Here is a 21,676-nt window from a genome sequence, read left to right on the forward strand (position 1 = left end):
CACCATGCGCAAGAAGAAACCTCGACGATCCCGGGCCCCCCGACTCCGACCTGACGTCCGCCGCGACGTCACCGAGGCGGGTGGCCGATGACTCCGATCCTCTCGCTGCTCCTGGGTGTGCTGGTCGTGCTCGCGATCACCGCGGCCACCGGCTACTTCGTGGCCCAGGAGTTCGCCTACATGGCGGTCGACCGCTCCCGCCTCAAGGCCCGCGCCGCTGACGGCGACGCCACGGCCGAGCGGGCGCTGAAGGTCACCCGCCGGACCTCGTTCATGCTCTCGGGCGCCCAGCTCGGCATCACCGTCACCGGCCTGCTGGTCGGCTACGTCGCCGAGCCGCTGATCGGCGACGCGCTCGGCGAGATGCTCGGCGGCGTCGGGGTGCCGACCGCCGTCGGTGTCGCGGTGGGCACGGTCCTGGCGCTGGCGTTCTCGACGATCGTGCAGATGCTCTTCGGCGAGCTGTTCCCGAAGAACCTCGCCATCGCCCGGCCCGGACCGGTCGCCGACCGGCTGGCCCGCTCCACGCTCGGCTACCTCAAGGTGACCGGGCCGCTGATCTGGGTCTTCGACCAGTCCTCCAACCTGCTGCTGCGGGCGCTGCGGATCGAGCCCGTGCACGACGTCGAGCACTCCGCCACCGCCCGCGACCTCGAGCACATCGTCGCCGACTCCCGCCAGACCGGTGACCTCCCGGACGAGCTGTCGGTCCTGCTCGACCGGATCCTGGACTTCCCGACGCGCGACGTCGAGCACGCGATGGTGCCGCGGACCCGCGTCGACGTGGTCCCGGCCACCATGGAGGTCTCCGAGGTGCGCCGGCTGATGGCCACCGGCCACTCGCGCTACCCGGTCACCGATGCCGACCACGAGGTCGTCGGCGTGGTGCACCTGGGCGACCTGCTCGACGCCGGCCCGGAGGCGACCCTGGCCGACCTGACGCAGCCACCGCTGGTGGTCCCCACCCGGATGGCGCTGCCGGATGCGCTCGAGGAGCTGGCGCGCACCCGCAACGAGCTGGCAGCTGTCGTCGACGAGTACGGCGGGTTCGTCGGCGTACTCACCCTCGAGGACCTGGCCGAGGAGCTGGTCGGCGAGCTGACCGACGAGCACGACGAGTACGACGAGCCCGCGGCGACCGTCGACGACGCCTCCGGCTCGTGGCTGGTCCCGGGTGAGCTGCCGGTCGACGAGGTCGAGCGCACCATCGACCAGGACCTGCCCCAGGGCGACTACCAGACGCTGGCCGGCCTGGTCATCGCCGCGCACGGCCGGCTCCCCGAGCCCGGAACGGTGGTGCGGCTGCGGCTGCCCGACGACCCCGGGGACCTGGCCCACGGCGACGAGCCGCAGCCCCGCTACGTCCGCCTGGAGGTGGTCGAGGTCGAGCAGCACGTGCCCTCGACCGTCCGCGTCACTCTCGACCGGCCGAGCGCCGGCGAGGAGGAGTCCTGATGGAGAACCCCGTCGTGGTGGCCGTCGCCACCGTCGTCATCATCGCCGCCAGCGCGTTCTTCGTCGCCGTCGAGTTCGCGCTGATGGCCGCCAAGAGGCACCGCCTCGAGGACGCCGCCGCCGACAGCCGCGCCGCCCGCGCGGCGCTGCGCAGCTCCTCGGAGCTGACCGTCCTGCTCGCCGGTTCCCAGCTGGGCATCACCGTCTGCGTGCTGGCCCTCGGCGCGATCACCAAGCCGGCCGTGCACCACTGGCTGACCCCGCTGTTCGCGGACTGGGGCGCGGCGTACTGGATGGCCGACGTCGCCGGGTTCGTCCTGGCGCTGATCGTCGTGACGTTCCTGCACCTCGTGGTGGGGGAGATGGCGCCGAAGTCCTGGGCGATCGCGCACCCCGAGCGCTCCGCCACGCTGCTGGCGATCCCGATGCGCGGCTTCATGTGGCTGACCCGCCCGCTGCTGCGGGCCCTGAACAACGCCGCGAACTGGTGCCTGCACCGGGTCGGTGTCGACGCTGTCAACGAGGTCGCGTCCGGCCAGGACCCCGGCGCGCTGCGCCAGCTGGTCGAGCACTCGGCGAACGTCGGCGCGCTGGACGCGTCGTACTCCCGCCAGCTCTCGGGGGCCCTGGAGCTGGAGACGCTCACGCTCGGCGACCTGGTCCGCGCCACGCCGCCGACCGCCGTCCCGGTCGGTGCTCGGGTGGCCGACGTGCAGGAGGCCAGCCGGCGCACCGGCCACCTGCGCATCCTGGTGGGCGAGGCCGACCACGCGGTCGGGGTCGTGCACGTCCGCGACACCCTCGAGGAGCCCGTCGGCACAGCTGTCGACGGCCTGACCCGGCCGCTGATGAGGCTCCCCGCCGACACGAAGGTGTACGCCGCGCTCGCGCGGATGCGGGAGACCAGCAACCAGCTCGCGGTCGTGACCGACCCGGCCGACCCGTCCCGGGTGCGCGGCCTGGTCACGGTCGCCGACCTGCTGCGGCGGCTGTTCCCGCTGCGCGAGCAGTCGGCCTGAGGCTCCGCAAAGACCGAAACGCCGGTCCCGCCCCTCGGGGCGGGACCGGCCGGTCAGCTCGACGCGACCGCGTCGAGGGTTCTCACGATGCAGGTCCGCCCGCCACGTAGAGCACCTGCCCGGAGACGAAGCCTGCGTCCTCGTCGACGAAGAACGCGACTGCCCGGGCGATGTCAGCCGGGGACCCGATGCGGCCGACCGGGACGTCCTTGGCGACGGCCGCCTTGAAGTCCTCGAAGGTCATCCCGAGGCGCTCGGCGGTGGCCGCCGTCATCTCCGTCTCGATGAAGCCGGGCGCGACCGCGTTGGCGGTGACGCCGAACTTGCCGAGCTCCAGTGCGAGGGTCTTGGTGAAGCCTTGGACGCCGGCCTTGGCGGCGGAGTAGTTGACCTGCCCCCGATTGCCCAGGGCGGAGGTGCTGGACAGGTTGACGATGCGACCCCAGCGGGTCTGGATCATGTAGCTCTGCACCGCCCGGGTCATCAGGAAGGCGCCACGCAGGTGGACGTTCATGACGGCGTCCCACTCGTCGGCGGCCATCTTGAACAGCAGGTTGTCCCGGATGATCCCGGCGTTGTTGATCAGGATGGTCGGCGTGCCGAGCTCGGCCACCGTCCGGTCGACGGCCTGCCGGACGGCGGCCTCGTCGGATACGTCGGCCGCCACCGAGATCGCTCGGCCGCCGTCTGCTTCGATCTGGCTGACCACCTCGGTGCAAGACCCGTGGTCGAGGTCGAGAACGGCGACCGCGTGGCCGTCGGCGGCAAGGCGACGGGCGATGCTGGCGCCGATCCCTCGTGCGGCCCCGGTGACGATCGCTGTTCGTGGCGGGGTGGTGGTGGGGGTGGTCATCGGGGACTCCTGTCGACGTGGCTGATCTCGGTGAGACGGGCTGCCTCACGCCGGTCATTCGGGGGTGGCGAACTCCTGGCGCACGCGCTCGGTGTGCTCCCCGAGCTCCGGGCCAGGCCGCCGGATGGAACCCGGGGTCCCAGTGAACTTGGGGACGACGCTCGGCATCGGCACCGGCTGGGGATACCCCGCCGCCTCGAGCCGCGTGACCATTCCCCGAGCGGCGTACTGCTCGTCCGTCACGATGTCCGCCGGGGTGTAGATCCGGCCTCGAGGGATCTCGTGCTCGTCGAGGACCGCCTCGAGGGCTGCAGCGCTCAGACCGGCGGTCCACTGCTGCACCAGGCGGTCGAGCTCGTCCGCGTGCTGGCCACGCGCCTCGTGCGTCGCGTACCGCTCATCGGTGGCGAGGTCGGGCCGGCCCATGGCCCGGCACAGACGCTGGAAGATGGCGTCGGCGTTGGCCGCGATGAGCACCTCGATCCCGTCATGTGTCCGGTAGACGTTCGACGGGGCGACGCCGGGCAGCGTGCTCCCGGCCCGGCCCCGCGTGACGCCGCCGATCTCCCAGTCGGGAAGCAGGGACTCGGTGAGCGCGAAGACGCTCTCGTAGAGTCCGACGTCCACCTCCTGACCACGGCCGGTGCGGTGTCGCTCGTTGATCGCCGCGAGGGTGCCGATCACGGCGAACATGGCGGCGAGCTCGTCGCCAAGGCTGATGCCGGCCCGCACGGGTGGGCGATCGGGGAAGCCCATCAGGGCCCGCAGACCGCCCATCGCCTCGGCCACGCTGCCGAATCCACGGTCGTGGGAGCGCGGCCCGTCCTGCCCGAAGCCGGAGACGTGCACCATGATCAGGCCGGGGTTGTCTGCGACCACCGACGCATAGTCGAGGCCCCACTCCGCCATTCGGCCGGGTGCGAAGTTCTCCAGGACCACGTCCGCGCTCGTCACCAGGGACCGCGCCAGGGCGCGGTCGCTCTCGGACTTCAGGTCGAGGACCACCGACTCCTTGTTGCGCGCGATCGCCGGCCACCAGAGGCTGCGTCCCTCGTGCAGCACGCCCCAGCGCCGCATCGGATCGCCGGCCGGTGGCTCGATCTTGATCACCCGGGCGCCGTAGTCACCCAGCAGCTGCCCGGCGAAAGGTCCGGCGATGAACCCACCGAGCTCGACGACCGTGATCCCGTCCAGCGGTCCCGCGCTCACGCCGCACCCCCGGCGGTCTGGGCGACGAGCCGTCCGCGGGCAGAGGCATCAGCCAGGTGGCGTGGCGCCGTACACCGTGCGGTACCAGATCTCGGTGAGCGTCGCGATGGCCGTGGCGTCGTCGGGCGTCTCCACATCGGCGTCACCACCTGCCGCCAACCAGGTCCAGCAGAACGATTCCAGCAGGCTGACCAGGGCGGACGCCAGAGTCGGCAGGTCGAGTCCCACGTGCTGTCCCGACCGTTCGGCGCCGTGCAGGCCACTCAGCACGGCCTTGATGCCGGCAGCGCGGTTGTCCCGCCAACGCTGGCGGAAGTCCGGGTCCAGCATGGACATCTGGAAGAGCCCGATCATCTCGGGGAGGTACTTCTTGTACGTCGTCCAGTACGCCGTGACCGCGGCGCGAACGCCCTCGTGCGGGTCGCCCGCACTCGACTGCAGGGACGAGGCCGAGACGACCTCGGCGGAGAACTCCTCCAGCAGCGCCTCGAGCAGCTGCTCCTTGTTGTCGTAGTAGTTGTAGAACGATCCCGCCGACCGCCCCGCGGCGGCTGCAATGTCCGAGATCTTGGTGTTGAAGTAGCCCTTCTCCGCGAACGTCCTGCGCGCCGCATCGAGAAATGCGGCCTCGGTCCGCTGGCCCTTCGTCGTGGCTGCCACGTACATCGACCCCTGTCTCGGTCCTTCTCACGCCCTGAAGGGAGCCCTGCGCCCTCGCAGTTCCGCCCCGGTGCGCCCCTGGGTGCTGCATTTTGAACCATCCTCCCCTCTTGCACACTTCTGAATCTGAATCTAGCATCAGAAAAGTACCCGAGAAACCCTCGATGCAGGAGATCCCAGATGGCGATGATGAACCGGTCCCAGTACCTCGCTTCCCTCGACGACGGGCGGCGCATCTTCGCCGAGGGCGACGAGATCAAGGACCTCGCCACCCACCCCCAGTTCGCTACGGCGATCAAGCTGGTGGGGGACGGGTACGAGGCGCACTACCAGCCCGGTGCCGACGTCAGTGGCCCCTACTTCAAGATCCCGCGCAGCCGTGAGGACATGAAGGGCCTCCTCAAGGACCTGCTCGACTGGGACATGGTCACCGTGACCACGAGCCAGGGCCTGCTGGCGCTGCTGACGGCGGCCGCCCGGATGCGCCCGGCGTCCCCGGAGTACGCCGACCGGATCGAGGCCTACTTCGAGTACTGCCGGGACAACGACCTCCGCTGTGTGCAGGCGATCACCGACGCCAAGGGCGACCGGCGGCTCCCCCCGAGCAAGCAGGACGACCCCGACGCCTACACCCGGATCGTCGAACGGCGTGCGGACGGCATCGTCATCCGGGGCGCGAAGCTGCACATCTCCTCGGCCTCGGTCAGTCACGAGCTGGTGGTGATGCCCACGAAGAACATGAAGGAGGGGGAGGAGGACTACGCAGTTGCGTGCGCGATCCCGGTCAACGCCCCCGGTGTCCGGATCGTCAACACGAACTACGCACCGCGGGAGCGGGAGGAGGACTTCCCGGTCAGCGCGCACCACAACATGCCGGAGGGCTTCGTCATCCTCGATGACGTCTTCGTGCCCAACGAGCGGATCTTCCTCGCCGGCGAGACCCGCCACTCCGCCACGTTCGCCCACGCCCTCGGCCTCTGGGAGCGGCTCGGTGGAACCGCCCACATGTCCGAGTACGGGGACACCCTGGTCGGTCTGGCCCAGCTCATCGCCGAGGCCAACGGCACCGAGAAGATCCACCACATCCGGGAGAAGATCGCCGAGATGGTCATCTACACCACCCTGGTCCGCGCGGGTCTGGAGGCGGCCATCGCGAACGCCGAGCCGAGTCCCGAGGGCTGGTACTTCCCGAACGAGCTCTTCACCAACGCCGCCAAGCACTACGCGGCGGCCGACTTCAGTCTGATGGTCCGCCACCTTCACGACATCGGAGGCGGGTCGATCGTCACGGCGCCGTCCTTGCGTGACCTGGAGAACGACGAGGTCGGCCCGTTCGTGAAGAAGTACATGGCGACCAAGGACGGCATCGGCGGCGAGTACCGCACCCGCCTCTTCCACGCGATCCGCGACTTCACCGCTGATGCCTACGGTGGCTGGCAGCTGGTCACGATGATCCAGTCCGGCGGCGGCCTCTACGCCCAGCGACTGGTGGCGCGCAAGCACTACGACATGGAGAACGCCAAGGGCCTCGCTCTCAAGCTCGCCGGGCTGGCATGACGACCACCGAGGTGCCGAGCGACCTGGCCGCGTTCGCCGGGTTCCTGCGCGAGCGGCTCGCCGTGCTCTCGGGTGAGTTCGCCCGTCCGAGCGACGCAGCCGACCGAGCGCCCGGCGACGACCGGATCGCCGCCGTGGAGGAGCTGAGGGAGGGCCACGAGGAGGAGATCCGTTGGGTCCGCCGCTTCCAGGCCGCGCTGTACGAGGCCGGCATTGCCTGGCCCAGCGGTCCGGTGGTGCACGGCGGGCTGGGGCTGACGCCCGCGCACGACGCGGTGCTCGACGACCTGTTGAGCGAGCTGGGGTTCCCGTCGCGCGAGGCCCTCTTCGTGGGGCTCCGCATCGTCGCCCCGGCGCTGCTCCACCACGCTGCGCCGGCGCTGCGTGACGAGGTGCTGCCAGCGCTCTACCGCGCGCAGATCGTGGGCTGCCAGCTCTTCTCCGAGCCGGGGGCGGGCTCTGACCTGGCTGGCGTGACCACCCGCGCCGTCCGCGACGGCGACGACTGGGTGGTCTCCGGCCAGAAGGTCTGGACCTCGATGGCCCACCTCGCCGACGTCGGGGAGGCCCTCGTGCGCACCCACCCGGAGGCCTCGAAGCACGGCGGGCTCACCATGCTGCTGATCGACATGCACGCCCCCGGCGTCACGGTCCGCCCGATCCGCCAGATGACCGGGGGCGCCGCCTTCAACGAGGTGTTCCTCGACGAGGTGCGCGTCCCGGACGCCCGCCGCATCGGCGGGCTCGGCGAGGGCTGGCGCGTCGCCGGGACCAGCCTCGGCTCCGAGCGCAGCACCATGGGCGGCGCGGCCGGACCGCTCACGCCGTACGTCATGGAGCGGGTGGTGGGCCTGGTGCGCCGACTCGGCGCGGAGGCAGACGCCGTGCACCGCCCCCAGATCGCCCGCGCAGTCGCCGCCGTCGCGGCGATGCGGGCGGTGGCCAACCTCAGCCCGGGGTCCTGGTCGCACCGCCTCGAGCCGGTCTCCGGCTCGGTGCTCAAGATGCTGATGAGCCAGGCCGCCGACGAGATCGCCCGCCTGGCGCAGGACGTGCTCGGCGAGGGCGCCTTCGTCGACCTCGGCGAGGCCGACGCCTACGCCTGGTCCGAGTTCGTCCTCGGCGTGCCGGCCCTGCACATCGCCGGCGGCACCGATGAGATCCAGCGAAACGTCATCGCCCAGCGCGGCCTCGGCCTACCACGGGTCTCCGCACCGCGCGCCACGTAGTCGCTCGTCCCGATCCAGCACATGCTCAGTGAGGAGTAGAACAATGGAATCGTTCGTCCAGCTACGGAGCGGGAAGACCCCGCGGCAGATCCACCGCGACGTCGGCGACCTGAAGGACGACGAGCTCGGCCGTTCCGGGTTCACCGGTCGTGCTGCCCACCTCTACCGGCGCAACGACCCGACGAAGTTCCGGATGGAGGGCGACCTCCGCGGGATCGACACGCAGACGCTCGACCTCAGGCCGAGCGATCTGGAGGCGGACGGCGAGCCGCTGCTGATGTTCCACAACGACGATTGCCGGATCTCCCTGAGTCGTCGGGGCGAGGCCGCGCCGTTCTACACGCGCAACATCGACGGCGACGAGCTGATCTTCGTGCACGCCGGCACCGGCCACTACGAGACCGAGTTCGGCCGCCTGCCCTACCGTCCCGGGGACTGGATCTACATCCCCAAGGGCACCACCCATCGCCAGGTCCCCGATGATCGGTCGCACCTGCTGATCATCGAGGCGACCGAGGAGTTCCGGGTGCCGGACGCCGGCGCGCTCGGCCGGTTCTTCCCCTTCGACTCCTCGCTCATCGGGATTCCCGACGCGGAGGCCTTCCCGGACGACGAGCGGGAGGAGTACGAGGTTCGCCTGTGCCACCGCGACGGCCGCACCTCGCTCTTCTACCCGTTCAACCCGCTGGACGTGGAGGGCTGGAAGGGCGACAACTTCGCCTTCACGTTCAACATCGCCGACTACGACGTCCTCACCTCCGACGACGTCCACCTGCCGCCGACCGTGCACCTGTTCATGCAGGCCACCGGCGTCTACGTGATGAACTTCCTGCCGCGTCCGGTCGAGGGGAAGCCGGGGGTGGAGCGGATCCCCTGGTACCACCGCAACGCCGACTTCGACGAGATCGCCTTCTACCACGGCGGCAGCGTGTTCGGCGTCGAGATGCCTCCCGCCCTGATCTCCCACGCCCCCCAGGGCGTGCACCACGGCATCCCGGAGCGGGCGCGGGAGCGGGCCCGCCGACGGTTCGAGGTCGACGAGCGCGTGGAGTGGCAGGTGATCGCCGTGGACACCCGTCGCCGGCTCACTCCCACCCCCGCCATGCTGGGCGCCGAGACTGCCGAGGTGGCAGAAGAGGTGCAGGTGTGAACCCGCAGCAGAAGTTCGAGTACGAGCGCACGCCGTACCTCATCGTCTTCGACGACGATTCGGCGTACCGCGACACCTACGGCGGGGTGACCGAGAGCGTGGTGCTGGAGAGCTACCTGCTCCGGCCCAAGGGCCTGCCGTCGGACACCGTCATCGTCTTCATGCATCCGATCGGCGGCGGTGCGTATCTGCCCATGAGCAACGCGCTCCCGCGCGCCGGGCACCACGTCATCTACTGCAACAGCCGCTACCGGGGCGTGGACAACGCGCTGATCATGGAGAAGGTGGTCCAGGACCTCGGTGCCTGCGTCAAGGACGCCCGCGAGCGGCTCGGCTACCGGAACGTGGTCCTCGCCGGGTGGAGCGGCGGCGGCGCCCTGTCGCTGTACTACCAGCAGCAGGCGCAGCACGCGACGGTCACCCAGACCCCCGCTGGGGACGCACCCGACCTGACCCGGCTGGACCTGCCGGCGGCCGACGGCATGATGCTGCTCGCCGCGCACGTCAGCCGGCACGAGACGCTCACCGAGTGGATGGACCCGTCGATCATCGACGAGTCCGACCCGACGAAGCGTGACCCCGAGCTGGACCTCTACAACCCGGCGAACCCGAACCAGGCGCCGTACTCGCCGGAGTTCCTGGAGCGCTACCGGGCGGCGCAGATCGACCGCAACCGCCGGATCACCGCCTGGGTCAAGGACACGCTCGCCGACCTCAAGGGGCAGGGGGAGCCGTTGATGGAACGGGCGTTCGTCGTGCACGGCACGATGGCCGACCCGCGCTGGCTGGACCCGACGCTGGACCCCAACGACCGCGTCGCTGGTCGTTGCTACCTGGGCGATCCGCGGATCGTGAACATGGGCCCCGTCGGCCTCGCTCGCTTCAGCACCCTGCGCAGCTGGCTGTCGCAGTGGAGCTACGACGACGCCAACGGCGACGGGCCGCGCTGCGCCGCGGACCTGGAGGTGCCGACCCTCGTCATCGGCAACTCGGCCGACGACGCGTGCACGCCCAGCCATACCCAGCGGCTCTTCGACGCCGTCGGTCACCCCGACAAGGAGCTGCACACGATCCAGGGCGCCACGCACTACTACTCCGGCGCGACGCAGCTCCCCTATCTCCGCGAGGCCGTCGGCACCATCACGACGTGGCTCGGGGAGCGGTCGTGGACAGCGCTGTGAGCTCCGTCGCCACGCCGGTGTCGGACGGCCGCCGGCCGGCCTGGCCTTCGACCACCGTCGAGCAGGCGGTCCGGCGACACGCCGCCGAGCGTCCGGACGAGGTGGCCGTCGTCGGCACGGCGGCGACGCTGACCTGGGCGCAGCTGGACGCGGCCGCCGACCGTGCGGCGGCAGTGATCGCCGCGACCGGCGGCGCCGGGTCGCGCGTCGCGTGGCTCGGGCAGAACGACCTGGGCTACGTGCTGGCTCTTCTCGGTGCCTGGCGACAACGCTCCGCGCTGGTCGGGCTGAACTGGCGGCTGCCCGACGAGGCGCTGGCGGCCTCGTGCGCCGAGGTCCGGGTCACCCATGTCTTCACCAGCGAGGCGTTCGCCGACCGCGCCCGGGCGGCCGTCGGGGACGGGGTGCACGTCGAGGTCGTCGACCAGGCGACTGCCGAGCCCTGGCCCGATCGGGAGCGTGTCGAGTCGCTCGAGCCGGTGGCCACCGACCTGGCGATGGTGTTCTTCACCTCGGGATCGACGGGGGTCCCCAAGGCGGTGCCGCTTGACCGGCTCGCCGTCGAAGTAGGTGCCGCGACGCCGGTGGTCCACGGCTTCGACCCGGACTCGCGGCTGCTCATCGTGCCGCCGGTATTCCACCTCGCCGGGGCCTACTGGGCGCAGTACGGGCTGCTCTACGGCGCCCGCCAGATCTACGTCGCCGACCCCAGCCCGCCGGGGATCGTCGGCGCGATGGCGGACCACGGGATCACCCACGCGGTCTTCGTGCCGACGCTGATCCGTGCCCTGATCGACCAGCTCCGCGCCTCGCCGGTGAGCCTGCCCTCGTTCCGGCACCTGGCCTACGGCGCCTCACCCATCACGCTGCCCATGCTCCGCGAGGCGATCGACGTCTTCGGCTGCGAGATGTGCCAGGTCCTCGGGATGACCGAGGCAGGCGGCGTGGTGACCTACCTCCCCCCAGAGGACCACCGCACCGACGGCAGCCACGCCGAGCGGCTGACCTCGGCCGGCCGGTGCACGACCGGCGTCGAGGTGCAGGTCCGTGACATGGTGACCGGCCAGCCGGTGCCCGCCGGAAAATCGGGTGAGCTCTGGTTCCGGACTCCGTTCATGGCGGAGGGCTATCTCGACCGGCCCGAGGAGTCGGCCGCGGTCTTCGTCGGCGGCTGGCTGAACACTCGCGATGTCGGACGCCTCGACCAGGACGGCTACGTCTACGTCGAGGGCCGCTCCGACGACATGATCATCACCGGCGGCGAGAACGTGCACCCCCTCGAGGTGGAGTCGGTGATCTCGGAGCTGTCCGACGTCGCTGAGGTTGCGGTCTTCGGCGCGCCCGACGATCGGTGGGGGCGGCGCGTCTGTGCCGCCGTCGTACGCCGTTCGCCGGCGCTGACCGAGGACGTCCTCGTCGCCCACTGCCGTTCCCGGCTCGCCGGCTACAAGGTGCCGCGTGCCATCGCTTTCCTCGACGAGCTGCCGAAGACCGCGACCGGCAAGATCACCCGCTCCGGTCTGACGAGCATCGTCCCCCAACAGGAGTCGTGATGACCCAAGACCTGAGCCCGGACGAGGTCCGGGTGTCCCTGCGTGCCTTCTTCGCCGACCGTCCCGGTGTCGCGGAGGCGCGCCGGATCCGCGACGCGGCCGAGGACGACGCGCTGACCCGCGACGGCTTCGACCGGGACCGTTGGGCGAGGGCGGCCGAGCAGCTCGGGCTGGCCGCGATGGGCGTCCCGGAGCACTGGGGCGGCCTCGGGCTGGATGTCGCCCATCTGGTCGCCGCCGTCGAGGAGTGCGGAACGAGCCTCTACCCGGGCCCGGCCAGGGCAGCCCTCCTCGCCGGGTGGTCCCTGGCGGGCGTGCCCGCCGGAGCACCGGTTCCCGAGGAGGTCACCCGTGCCGTGGACGGCCTTCTCGCCGGCGACGTCGTGCCCGGCTGGTCCACGGCCGCCGACCCCGAGCGCGCCCCCCGGCTGGTCGACGGCCGGCTGACGGGGACCGCCGTCCGCGTCACGCACGGTCACGCCGCGGGCCTGGTTCTCTGCCTGGCGCGCACCGACCAAGGGCCGGTCGTCGCACTCGCAGCGGTCTCGCGGGACGCCGCTCGCATCGGGGTCGACACGATCGACCTCACCACCCCAAGGGCCGACGTCGTGCTGCGCGGCGCCCCCGCCGTGGCGGTGACGGCTCCCCACGAGGACGACGTGGAGCGCCACCTGACCGTGGCCCGGCTGCTGTTGGCGGCCGAGCAGGTCGGCGGGGCGGAGGGCTGTCTCGCCGCGATGGTCTCCTACGCTGCCGTTCGCGAGCAGTTCGGCACCCTGATCGGCACCTACCAGGCGATCCAGCACCGCTGCTCCGACATCGTCATCCACACCTCCGCTGCCCGCGGGCTGGTCACGGCGGGTGCCGCCGCCGTCGACGGCGGTGAGGACGCCGCGGCGCTCCGGCTCGGCCTGCTGGCCCGGGCGGAGGCAGGCGACTGCTTCCTGGCCGCGAGCAGCGGACTGATCCAGGTCTCCGGCGGGCTCGGATTCACCTGGGAGCACGACGCCCACCTCTTCTTCCGCAGGGCCCGGGCGACCGCCTCCGTCGGCGGCACCCCCGAGCACCACCGGCACCGCGCAGTCGAGGCGGGATGCCTGGACCTGCTCGGCACCCCGACCTCCTGACCACTCCACCGAGAGGACCATCGTGTCTGCACCTGTCATCGTCCACGCCGTCCGCACCCCCGCCGGCAAGCGGGGCGGATCCCTGTCCGGCTGGCACCCCGTCGAGCTCGCCGCAGAGACCATCGCGGCCCTCGTGGCCCAGTCCGGCATCGACCTCGAGCGCATCGACGACGTGATCATGGGCTGCGTCTCGCAGGTCGGCCCGCAGAGCACCAACATCGCCCGCAACGCAGCCCTCGCCGCCGGCCTCCCCGAGACCGTCCCGGGCACGACGGTCGACCGGCAGTGCGGCTCCTCGCAGCAGGCGATCCACTTCGCCGCCCAGGCTGTCGCGTCCGGGGCGATGGACGTCGTCATTGCCGCCGGCATCGAGTGCATGAGCACCGTTCCCATGTTCTCCAACGCGCCGGGAGGCGACATCCGGGCCGTGTACGGCGACCGCCTGCAGGCCCGCTACGCGGAGCGGGAGACCTACGGCGTGCCCGGGCTGGTCCCGCAGGGGCTTTCCGCCGAGCTCATCGTCGACCGGTGGGGCCTCACCCGCGAGGAGCTCGACGCCTACGCCCTGCAGAGCCACCAGCGAGCGGCGACCGCCCGCGACCAGGGACGGTTCGACCGCGAGATCGTCCCGGTCCGGCGCAAGGTCCGGGACCGTGAGACCGGCGAGGTCACCGAGCACGACGAGCTGCTGTCGGCCGACGAGTGCATCCGCGCAACCTCGGCCGAGGCGCTCGCCGGGCTCAAGCCGTCGTTCCTCCCCGAAGGCCGCGTGACGGCCGGCAACGCCTCACAGATCGTCGACGGTGCCGCCGCGGTCCTGATCATGCGCGAGGACGTCGCGGAGAGGCTCGGCCTGGCACCGCGCGCCGCCATCCGGCACATGACAGTGCTCGGCGACGATCCCGTCGCCATGCTCACCGCGCCCATCCCCGCCACCCAGCGGGCGCTCGAGCGCACCGGAATGACCGCCGACCAGATCGACCTCTACGAGGTCAACGAGGCCTTCGCGCCGGTCGTCCTCGCCTGGCAGCGCGAGATCAAGGCCGACATGGCCCAGGTCAACGTCAACGGCGGCGGAATCTCGCTGGGGCACCCGCTGGGCGCCTCCGGCGCCAAGCTCATGGTGACGCTGCTGCACGAGCTGGAGCGCACCGGTGGCCGCTACGGGCTGCAGACCATGTGCGAGGGCGGCGGCATGGCGAACGCGACAGTCATCGAGAGGCTCACGTGAGCCTGACCGCCGACCTGGACGGCGTCGTCGCCGTCGTCACCGGGGCGTCGAGCGGCATCGGCCGGCACATGTGCTCGGTCCTGACCCGCAACGGCGCCCGGGTGGTCGCGGCGGCGCGGCGGGCAGACCGGCTCGCGGAGCTCGCCGAAGCCGACGACCGGATCACGGCGCAGGTGTGCGACGTGACCGACGCCGACGACTGCACCCGGCTGATCGAGGCTGCCCAGGACCTGGGCGGACCCCACGTCGTGGTGAACGCGGCGGGCTTCGGTGACGCCCGGCCTGCGCTCGAGACGTCGGTCGAGGACTTCCGTCGCACCCTCGACGTCGACCTCACCGCCACCTTCCAGGTCTCCACGCTCGCCGCCCGTGCGATGCCCGACGGCGGCTCGATCATCAACATCGCCTCGATCCTCGGTCTGGTCGGCTCCTGGCCGGTCACCCAGGCGGCGTACTGCGCCGCGAAGGGCGGTGTGGTCAACCTGACCCGCCAGCTCGGCGCCGAGTGGGCCGGGATCGGCATCCGGGTCAACGCCATCGCGCCCGGGTGGTTCCCGAGCGAGCAGACCGACCAGATGTTCGACGACGAGCGCTCCATGACCTGGATCAAGCGCAACACCCCGGCCGGCCGGCCGGGGCGGCTCGATGAGCTCGACGGGCTGTTGCTGCTGCTGGCCTCGCCGGCGAGCAGCTACCTGACCGGACAGGTCATCGCCGTCGACGGCGGCTGGACCGCACGCTGAGTGGAGGACGGATGAGACGCGCACTGTACGAGGAGACCCACGACGACTTCCGTCGGAGCTTTCGCAGCTTCGTGGAGGCCGAGATCGTGCCGCACCACGAGAAGTGGGAGGAGGCCGGCCGGGTCGACCGCGAGATGTTCTCCGCGGCCGGTGACGCCGGATTCCTCGGGATGGCGGTCCCCGAGGAGTACGGCGGCCTCGGGCAGGCCGACTTCCGCTTCAACGCGATCATCGGGGAGGAGCTCCAGCGCGTCGGTGCGATCGGCTCCGGCATGTGCATCACCCTGCACAACGACGTGGTGCTGCCCTACCTGATGCACGCGACGACGGAGGAGCAGCGACGGCGCTGGCTGCCGCGCATGGTCACCGGCGAGATCATGGGCGCCATCTCCATGACCGAGCCCGACACCGGCTCCGACCTCGGGGCGCTGCGCACGAGCGCCCGCCGCGACGGCGACAGCTGGGTGCTCAACGGCGCCAAGACCTTTGTGACCAACGGCCTCAACGCCGACCTGTACATCGTCGCCGTCCGCACGAACCCCCAGCCGCGGCACAAGGGCATCAGCCTCGTGGCCGTGGAGGACAGCACGCCCGGGTTCCGCCGCGGCCGGCACCTCGACAAGATCGGACTACGCAGCCAGGACACGGCCGAGCTGTTCTTCGACGACGCCCGGGTCCCGGCCGACAACCTGATCGGCGATGACGGTCAGGGGTTCCGCATCCTGATGGAGAACCTCGCCCAGGAGCGCCTCGGCCTGTGCGTCTCCGCGATCTCCGCGGCGCGCACCGCCCTGGGCTGGACAGTGGACTACTGCGCCCAGCGCCGGGCGTTCGGCACGCGAGTGCTCGACATGCAGAACACCCGCTTCCGGCTGGCCGAGCTCGCCGCCCGGCTCGACGCGACCCAGTGCTTCGTCGACCACCTGGTCGAGCTGCACAACCGCGGCGAGCTGACGGGCGAGGACGCTGCCAAGGGCAAGCTGCTCACGACCGAGCTGCAGCAGGCGGTGGTCCAGCAGGGGTTGCAGCTGCACGGGGGCTACGGGTTCATGCGCGAGTACCCGATCGCGCGCGCCTACCTCGACGCCCCGATCCAGACCATCTTCGGCGGCACCAACGAGGTCATGCGCGAGATCATCGGCCGCACGCTCGAGGGCACCTACGGATCGGGAGGAGTGGCATGACCGTCCGGCTGGAGCGGTACGACGGCGTCGCGCGGGTGACGATCGACCGCCCGGAGAAGCGCAACGCCATGACGGACGCGATGTGGTCGCAGCTCGAGGAGCACCTCGCCGCGCTCGACCCGGGTGGTGCCGATCGCGTCCTCGTGGTCACCGGCGCCGGCGGTGCGTTCTGCGGGGGTTCCGACGTCGGTGGCCTGCTCGACGACCTCGCCTCGCTGCCCGGCCGGATCGCCGTCTCCAATCGGTGCGTCCTGGCCATGCGTGAGCTGCCCATTCCGACCGTTGCGAAGGTCGACGGCGTCGCCGCCGGCTCCGGGGCCAACCTCGCCATCGCCTGCGACCTGGTCTACGCCAGTGACCGCGCCCGGTTCGCGCAGCTGTTCGTCCACCGCGGACTCTCGCTCGACAGCGGCGCCAGCTGGCTGCTGCCGCGGCTGGTCGGCGAGCGGAGGGCGCGCGAGCTGTGCCTCCTCGGCGACCCGCTCCCGGCCGCCGCCGCGCACGACATGGGCATGGTCACCGAGGTCCAGCCCGCGGACGCCCTCGACGCCCGGGTCGACGAGGTCGTGGCCCGTCTGGCGTCGTACTCCCCGCCGGCGCTGGCGGGGACCAAGCAGCTGCTCAACGACACCTGGACCCGCGGGCTCGCCGACGCGCTGCAGGCAGAGACCGACAACCAGGTCGCGGTGATCACGACCGACGCCGCCAGGGAGCGGATCAGCAGCTTCGGACGCACGAGGGGCGCTGCCCGATGACCGCCCCGGCCGCATCGGACGCCGTGCGCGTCGTGGAGGTCGCCCCGAGGGACGGCCTGCAGAACGAGTCGACCCGACTGACCACCGAGCAGAAGCGCGAGCTGGTGGAGCGGGCTGTCGCGTTCGGCGCACGCAACGTCGAGGTGACCAGCTTCGTGCACCCCGGGAAGGTGCCGGCCATGGCGGACGCCGAGGCCCTCGTCGCGGCGCTGCCGGCCGTGGACGGCGTCACCTACAGCGCGCTCATCCTCAACGAGCGCGGCCTCGACCGGGCGATCGCCGCCGGGATCACCGAGGTCAACGCCGTCGTGCACTGCACCGACACCTTCAGCCGCCGAAACCAGGGCACCGACGTCGCCGGCGGCATCGAGATCTGGAAGCGGGTCGCGCGCACCGCACGCGCCGCCGGCGTCCGGGCCAACGTGACCCTGGCGGTCGCGTTCGGCTGCCCGTTCGAGGGCGAGGTGCCCCTCGACGTCGTCCGCGACGTCGCCGCTCGCGTGCTCGAGGAGCCTCCCGCGGAGCTCTCGCTCGCCGACACGATCGGCGTCGCGGTCCCGCGCGACGTGGCGGCCCGTGCGGATGCCGCCCATCGCCTCCTGTCGCCCGGCACCGCTCTACGGGCGCACTTCCATGACACGCGCAGCTGCGGCGTCGCCAACGCCCTCGCTGCCGTCGAGGCCGGCATCACGATCCTCGACGCCAGCCTGGGCGGCATCGGTGGCTGCCCGTTCGCGCCACGCGCCACCGGCAACGTCGCGACCGAGGACCTCGCCTACGCCCTGGCGCGCTCCGGCATCCACCACGGCTTCGACCCGGTGGCGCTCCAGTCCGCCGGGGAGTGGCTCGAGGCCCAGATCGGCCGGCCGCTTCCGGCCATGGTGCTGCACGCCGGCGGGTTCCCCGCCGGCGCTTCCTGACGGCCGGACGCCACTGCCCACGTCGCCGGCGTCGTCGGCGACGTTCGTCATCCCCTCGCCCCACCGACCACGGAGGTTCCTGTCCCGTGCCCACGCTGCAGCACTTCACCCTGACCGAGCAGGACGGCGTCCGCGTCGCCATCCTCGACGTCCCCGGCCGAACGATGAACGTCATCGACGCGAGCGTCCTCGACGAGCTGCGCCGGGTCGTCGACGACGCGCTGGCCGACCCGTCGGTGCGTGGCCTCGTGCTGGCCTCCGGCAAGCCCGGTGCGTTCGGCGGTGGAGCAGACCTGACCTCGCTGCCGGCCCTGGCCGGTGACCCCGGCACCCCGCAGTTCCTGCAGCGCACCCACGACCTCATGGCGACGATGGCCGACTCGCCGAAACCGTTCGTGGCGGCCGTCCACGGCTACGCCCTCGGTGGCGCCCTCGAGGTGGCGCTCGGCTGCGGCTCCATCGTCGTCGCCGAGGACGCGGTGCTCGGCCTGCCCGAGTCGACACTCGGGCTGGTCCCCGGCGGTGCCGGGACTCAGCTGGTCCTCTCGCGGGTGGACCCGGTGGCCGCCATCGAACTCCTCGTCTCGGGCCGCACACTGCCCGCGCGGGAAGCTCTGCAGGCCGGCCTGGTGGATCGGGTCGTCGATCGGGACGACCTGCTGGCCACGGCGATCGCCCTCGCCGCCTCGGGCACGGCGCCGGCGCGCGTCCATCCGACCGGCGACGCCGCGCTCCTGGCCGAGGTCACCAGGGCTGCCGCAGGGGTACGGCGCCCGCCCAGCGGTGCCGCCCGTGAGGCCCTCGTCGCGGCCGTCACCGCCGGCCTGGCGCGTGGGCGCGAGGCGGGGCTGGCCGCCGAGCGGGAGCAGTTCCTGGCGCTGCTCGGCTCGGACGAGTGCGCGGCGCTGGTCCACATGTTCCACGTCGAGACGGCGGCCAAGCGCCGCTTCCGCGGGACCAGCGGTCGTCCCGACGCGATCGCCGTGGTGGGCGCAGGACAGATGGGCGCCGGCATCGCCGCGACCGCCGCCTCCCACGGCATCTCCGCGGCGGTGCGCGACATCGACGAGGCCCGGATCGAGGAGGCGCGCAACCGGGTGCGGGCCGTGGGCGGCGCCGACGCGGAGCGCCGGTGGACCGGCACCGCCGACTGGGACCGGTTCGCGGACGCGGATGTCGTGGTCGAGGCGGTGTTCGAGGAGCCCGGGCTGAAGCGCGAGACGCTGGCCCTGGTGGACAGGCAGGTCGGCGAGGGCGCCCTGATCACTACCAACACCTCGGCGATCCCGGTGGCGAGCCTGGCCGACGCCGTCTCCGGCGCAGACCGGTTCCTCGGCACCCACTTCTTCTCACCGGTCGAGAAGATGCCCCTGGTCGAGCTGGTGCCCCACGACGGCACCAGCGACGTCGCGCTCGCGCGCGCCGGCGGCCTCGCCCGCGCGCTCGGCAAGGTGCCGGTCGTCGTGGCCGACTTCCCCGGATTCTTCACCTCGCGCGTCTACGCCCGCTGGCTGGTCGAGGGACTGCGTCTGCTCGCCGACGGAGCAGACCCCGCGGCGATCGAGCAGGAGGCGAAGGCCGTCGGCTTCCCGGTCGGCCCGCTCCAGGCCAGCGACGAGGTGACCCTCGAGCTGGTGCTGAAGGCAAGCGTCGTGCAGGTCGCCGAAAGGGTGCTGACCGGCCGGGTCGACGTACCAGCGGTGAAGGGTCTTCTCGAGCGGCTGATCGCCGCAGGGATCCGGGGCAAGCGCTTCGGTCGCGGCTTCTACGCCTACGACGCCGGCCGGCGGGCCGGGTTCGACCCCGGCCTCGCCGGGCTGACGGGCCCGGGCGCCGGGGTGGCGCCCGGCGAAGCGGGGGAGCGGCTCCTCCTGGCATTCGTCACCGAGTCCTTGCTCTGCTGGGACGACGCCACGCTGTGCCACCCCGACGACGGCGACCTCGCGGCGGTGCTCGGGATCGGCTTCCCGCGCCGCCTCGGTGGCCCGTTCCACTGGATCGATCGAACGGGGGCAGCCGAGGTGCTGCGGCGTCTCGACGGTCTGGACCGGGCCGCCTTCCCGGCCGGCGACGCGCTGCCTCGGCTCGCGGGCGAGGGGCGCCGGTTCGCCGACGAGCCCCGGCACGCCCGCCCGGGGTCGGTCCCAACCCCCGCAACCCGCACGCAGGAGTGACTCGCCGGTCCATCGATAGTCGCTGGATCACGGAGACTCTTGCGCTGGACCCAGAACTGAGTCTAACCTCAGATTCAGTTCAGATGTGAGGGGTGACACATCGCACCTGCGATGGCTCGGCGTCTCCCTGCACCGGCTCTCCTCGAAAGTTGGAACACATGCGCAAGATTGCTGGCCTTGCCGCCGGGGTCCTCGTGCTCGCCTCACTCTCGGCCTGTGGAGGCGGTGGCGGATCGGACTCGGGGAGTGGGGATGGGACCCTGACCTTCGCCTCGCCCTTCGCGAACGCGACGATGGACCCGGACCTGATGCCGCTGCGCCAGATGGCGATGTACACGGCTCCGGCGTACGACACGCTGCTGCGCCTGGACGAGGAGGAGTCCGTCCAGCCCATGCTCGCCACCGACTGGGAGTCCGGCTCGGACGACCAGGGGCCGTTCCTGGATCTGACCCTTCGGGAGGGGTTGGAGTTCGACGACGGGACGCCGTTCACGTCAGCGACCGTGGCGGCCAACGTCAAGCGCTCGCAGGAGCTCGAGGGCAGCACCAACGCAGGCGTCCTGGCCGGGGTGAGTGTGGAGGAGGTGGACGAGACGCACGTGCGGCTGCGCGATGAGCGCGGCGTGGGCCCGCTGCCGCGCCTCCTCGCCGGCCAGGCCGGCATGATGATCTCGGACCAGGCGATCGCCGACAAGGTCGACCTCACCGAGGCCGAGGCTGGGATCGGTGCCTTCGACCTGGAGAGCGTGCAGCCCAATCGCGTGGTCTACACCGCCAACGACGACTACTGGGACGAGGACGCCGCGGCGGTCGAGACGCTGGAGATCACGTACCTGGCCGACGACGCCAAGCTGAACGCCGTGCGCGCCGGGGACGTGGACATCACGATCCTCCCCGAGGAGATGACCAAGGCTGCCGAGGACGCCGGCTACTCGGTCGAGCACGCCTTCAGCGCCGAGAACTACACGTTCTCGGTCAACACCGCCATGAAGCCTTTCGACGACCCGCGCGTTCGCGAGGCGCTCAACATCGCCATCGACCGGGAGGCGATCTGCGACGGCGTCCTGGACGGTGCCTGCGAGCCGACCGGCCAGATCTTCGGGGCCGGGACCAAGGTCTACGACGCGGATCTCGGGCTCGAGAACTTCTCCTTCGACCTCGATCGGGCCAAGAGCCTGATCTCCGAAGCCGGCGCGACCGGGGCGCGGGTGGAGATCGCGACCGTGGCCGGCAACCAGATCTTCGAGCAGCTGGCCACGGTCTTCCAGCACCAGCTGGAGCAGATCGGGCTGGAGGTGGTCGTCAAGCCGGTCGCTCCGCCGGAGGTGGTCAGCGGCTTCGCCGTCCAGAAGAGCGTCGGCATCGCCTTCGGGGCGACCGGCAACGCGTTCGACCCGTCCGAGTCGCTCGACCGCTACGTGATGCCGACCGGTCTCTACAACCCGGGCGGGCACGAGCTCACGGAGATCGTCGAGCTCGCCGACCAGGCTCGACTCGAGACCGACCAGGAGAAGCGGATCGAGATCTATCAGGAGCTCTCGGGCTCGCTCGACACCGGCTCCTTCATCGTGCCCGTGGCCAGCCCGGAGACGGCGTACGTCATCGCCGACCACGTGGAGGGCTGGAAGTCTCCCTGGGCTCCCTCCTTCCCGAGCTTCCGCGGGGTCACGGGCTGA

General features: G+C 71.5%; 18 protein-coding genes. 15 read left to right on the forward strand and 3 right to left on the reverse strand.

Features of this window, described 5'->3' with window-relative positions:
- Window positions 1–87 precede the first annotated feature (87 nt).
- Complete coding sequence (locus EBO35_RS01000; protein ID WP_122816076.1) at window positions 88–1,455, forward strand: hemolysin family protein; 1,368 nt, start codon at window positions 88–90, stop codon at window positions 1,453–1,455.
- Window positions 1,455–2,474 (forward strand): CNNM domain-containing protein, encoded by a 1,020-nt coding sequence (locus EBO35_RS01005; protein WP_122816077.1) that lies wholly within the window; start codon window positions 1,455–1,457, stop codon window positions 2,472–2,474. Before EBO35_RS01000 ends, EBO35_RS01005 begins: the two co-directional genes overlap by 1 nt.
- Before the next feature lie 82 nt (window positions 2,475–2,556).
- On the opposite strand, the gene fabG is transcribed toward EBO35_RS01005, so the two are convergent.
- Genes fabG through EBO35_RS01020 form a run of 3 tightly spaced genes read right to left on the reverse strand, consistent with a single transcriptional unit; the run spans window position 2,557 to window position 5,196 of the window.
- A complete protein-coding gene (fabG, locus tag EBO35_RS01010; protein ID WP_122816078.1) occupies window positions 2,557–3,327 on the reverse strand; it encodes a 3-oxoacyl-ACP reductase FabG in 771 nt (256 codons plus the stop codon).
- A 54-nt stretch (window positions 3,328–3,381) separates the two neighbouring features.
- Window positions 3,382–4,536 (reverse strand): CaiB/BaiF CoA transferase family protein, encoded by a 1,155-nt coding sequence (locus EBO35_RS01015; protein WP_122816079.1) that lies wholly within the window; start codon window positions 4,534–4,536, stop codon window positions 3,382–3,384.
- 48 nt (window positions 4,537–4,584) lie between these two features.
- Window positions 4,585–5,196 (reverse strand): TetR/AcrR family transcriptional regulator, encoded by a 612-nt coding sequence (locus tag EBO35_RS01020; protein WP_122819188.1) that lies wholly within the window; start codon window positions 5,194–5,196, stop codon window positions 4,585–4,587.
- A gap of 180 nt (window positions 5,197–5,376) precedes the next feature.
- Here EBO35_RS01020 and EBO35_RS01025 point away from each other — a divergent pair, with 180 nt between their 5' ends.
- The 13 genes from EBO35_RS01025 to EBO35_RS01085 all read left to right on the forward strand — a co-directional run bounded on the left by EBO35_RS01025 (window position 5,377) and on the right by EBO35_RS01085 (window position 21,676).
- A complete protein-coding gene (locus EBO35_RS01025; RefSeq protein ID WP_122816080.1) occupies window positions 5,377–6,753 on the forward strand; it encodes a 4-hydroxyphenylacetate 3-hydroxylase N-terminal domain-containing protein in 1,377 nt (458 codons plus the stop codon).
- Window positions 6,750–7,982 (forward strand): acyl-CoA dehydrogenase family protein, encoded by a 1,233-nt coding sequence (locus tag EBO35_RS01030; RefSeq protein ID WP_122816081.1) that lies wholly within the window; start codon window positions 6,750–6,752, stop codon window positions 7,980–7,982. The genes EBO35_RS01025 and EBO35_RS01030 overlap by 4 nt, the downstream gene beginning before the upstream one ends.
- Before the next feature lie 43 nt (window positions 7,983–8,025).
- Window positions 8,026–9,132 (forward strand): homogentisate 1,2-dioxygenase, encoded by a 1,107-nt coding sequence (locus EBO35_RS01035; RefSeq protein WP_122816082.1) that lies wholly within the window; start codon window positions 8,026–8,028, stop codon window positions 9,130–9,132.
- The gene (locus tag EBO35_RS01040; protein WP_122816083.1) at window positions 9,129–10,313 is read left to right on the forward strand and encodes an alpha/beta hydrolase; all 1,185 of its coding nucleotides are present in this window, start codon (window positions 9,129–9,131) and stop codon (window positions 10,311–10,313) included. Before EBO35_RS01035 ends, EBO35_RS01040 begins: the two co-directional genes overlap by 4 nt.
- A complete protein-coding gene (locus tag EBO35_RS01045) occupies window positions 10,280–11,866 on the forward strand; it encodes a class I adenylate-forming enzyme family protein (RefSeq protein WP_206422631.1) in 1,587 nt (528 codons plus the stop codon). Before EBO35_RS01040 ends, EBO35_RS01045 begins: the two co-directional genes overlap by 34 nt.
- Complete coding sequence (locus tag EBO35_RS01050) at window positions 11,866–12,993, forward strand: acyl-CoA dehydrogenase family protein (RefSeq protein ID WP_122816084.1); 1,128 nt, start codon at window positions 11,866–11,868, stop codon at window positions 12,991–12,993. Before EBO35_RS01045 ends, EBO35_RS01050 begins: the two co-directional genes overlap by 1 nt.
- A gap of 22 nt (window positions 12,994–13,015) precedes the next feature.
- Entirely contained in the window at window positions 13,016–14,224 is a 1,209-nt protein-coding gene (locus EBO35_RS01055) for a thiolase family protein (protein WP_122816085.1), read from the forward strand.
- On the forward strand, window positions 14,221–14,967 hold the full coding sequence (locus EBO35_RS01060; protein ID WP_206422632.1) for an SDR family NAD(P)-dependent oxidoreductase: 747 nt from the start codon (window positions 14,221–14,223) through the stop codon (window positions 14,965–14,967). Before EBO35_RS01055 ends, EBO35_RS01060 begins: the two co-directional genes overlap by 4 nt.
- A gap of 11 nt (window positions 14,968–14,978) precedes the next feature.
- Entirely contained in the window at window positions 14,979–16,151 is a 1,173-nt protein-coding gene (locus tag EBO35_RS01065) for an acyl-CoA dehydrogenase family protein (protein ID WP_122816086.1), read from the forward strand.
- The gene (locus tag EBO35_RS01070; RefSeq protein WP_122816087.1) at window positions 16,148–16,906 is read left to right on the forward strand and encodes an enoyl-CoA hydratase/isomerase family protein; all 759 of its coding nucleotides are present in this window, start codon (window positions 16,148–16,150) and stop codon (window positions 16,904–16,906) included. Before EBO35_RS01065 ends, EBO35_RS01070 begins: the two co-directional genes overlap by 4 nt.
- Window positions 16,903–17,826: a hydroxymethylglutaryl-CoA lyase gene (locus EBO35_RS01075; RefSeq protein ID WP_122816088.1), complete on the forward strand. Its 924-nt coding sequence runs from the start codon at window positions 16,903–16,905 to the stop codon at window positions 17,824–17,826. Before EBO35_RS01070 ends, EBO35_RS01075 begins: the two co-directional genes overlap by 4 nt.
- Before the next feature lie 86 nt (window positions 17,827–17,912).
- A complete protein-coding gene (locus EBO35_RS01080; protein ID WP_122816089.1) occupies window positions 17,913–20,000 on the forward strand; it encodes a 3-hydroxyacyl-CoA dehydrogenase NAD-binding domain-containing protein in 2,088 nt (695 codons plus the stop codon).
- Window positions 20,001–20,293: 293 nt separating this feature from the next.
- The gene (locus EBO35_RS01085; protein ID WP_164477748.1) at window positions 20,294–21,676 is read left to right on the forward strand and encodes an ABC transporter substrate-binding protein; all 1,383 of its coding nucleotides are present in this window, start codon (window positions 20,294–20,296) and stop codon (window positions 21,674–21,676) included.

Origin of the sequence: Nocardioides pantholopis, from assembly GCF_003710085.1 — a bacterium.
In the GTDB taxonomy this organism is placed as follows: domain Bacteria; phylum Actinomycetota; class Actinomycetes; order Propionibacteriales; family Nocardioidaceae; genus Nocardioides; species Nocardioides pantholopis.

Excerpts from the sequence above, each read along its gene's own strand:
- EBO35_RS01000 (WP_122816076.1), top strand. The coding sequence starts at position 88 with ATGACTCCGATCCTCTCGCTGCTCCTGGGTGTGCTGGTCGTGCTCGCG.
- EBO35_RS01005 (WP_122816077.1), top strand. The coding sequence starts at position 1,455 with ATGGAGAACCCCGTCGTGGTGGCCGTCGCCACCGTCGTCATCATCGCC.
- fabG (WP_122816078.1), bottom strand. The coding sequence starts at position 3,327 with ATGACCACCCCCACCACCACCCCGCCACGAACAGCGATCGTCACCGGG.
- EBO35_RS01025 (WP_122816080.1), top strand. The coding sequence starts at position 5,377 with ATGGCGATGATGAACCGGTCCCAGTACCTCGCTTCCCTCGACGACGGG.
- EBO35_RS01030 (WP_122816081.1), top strand. The coding sequence starts at position 6,750 with ATGACGACCACCGAGGTGCCGAGCGACCTGGCCGCGTTCGCCGGGTTC.
- EBO35_RS01035 (WP_122816082.1), top strand. The coding sequence starts at position 8,026 with ATGGAATCGTTCGTCCAGCTACGGAGCGGGAAGACCCCGCGGCAGATC.
- EBO35_RS01050 (WP_122816084.1), top strand. The coding sequence starts at position 11,866 with ATGACCCAAGACCTGAGCCCGGACGAGGTCCGGGTGTCCCTGCGTGCC.
- EBO35_RS01065 (WP_122816086.1), top strand. The coding sequence starts at position 14,979 with ATGAGACGCGCACTGTACGAGGAGACCCACGACGACTTCCGTCGGAGC.
- EBO35_RS01070 (WP_122816087.1), top strand. The coding sequence starts at position 16,148 with ATGACCGTCCGGCTGGAGCGGTACGACGGCGTCGCGCGGGTGACGATC.
- EBO35_RS01075 (WP_122816088.1), top strand. The coding sequence starts at position 16,903 with ATGACCGCCCCGGCCGCATCGGACGCCGTGCGCGTCGTGGAGGTCGCC.
- EBO35_RS01085 (WP_164477748.1), top strand. The coding sequence starts at position 20,294 with ATGGACCCGGACCTGATGCCGCTGCGCCAGATGGCGATGTACACGGCT.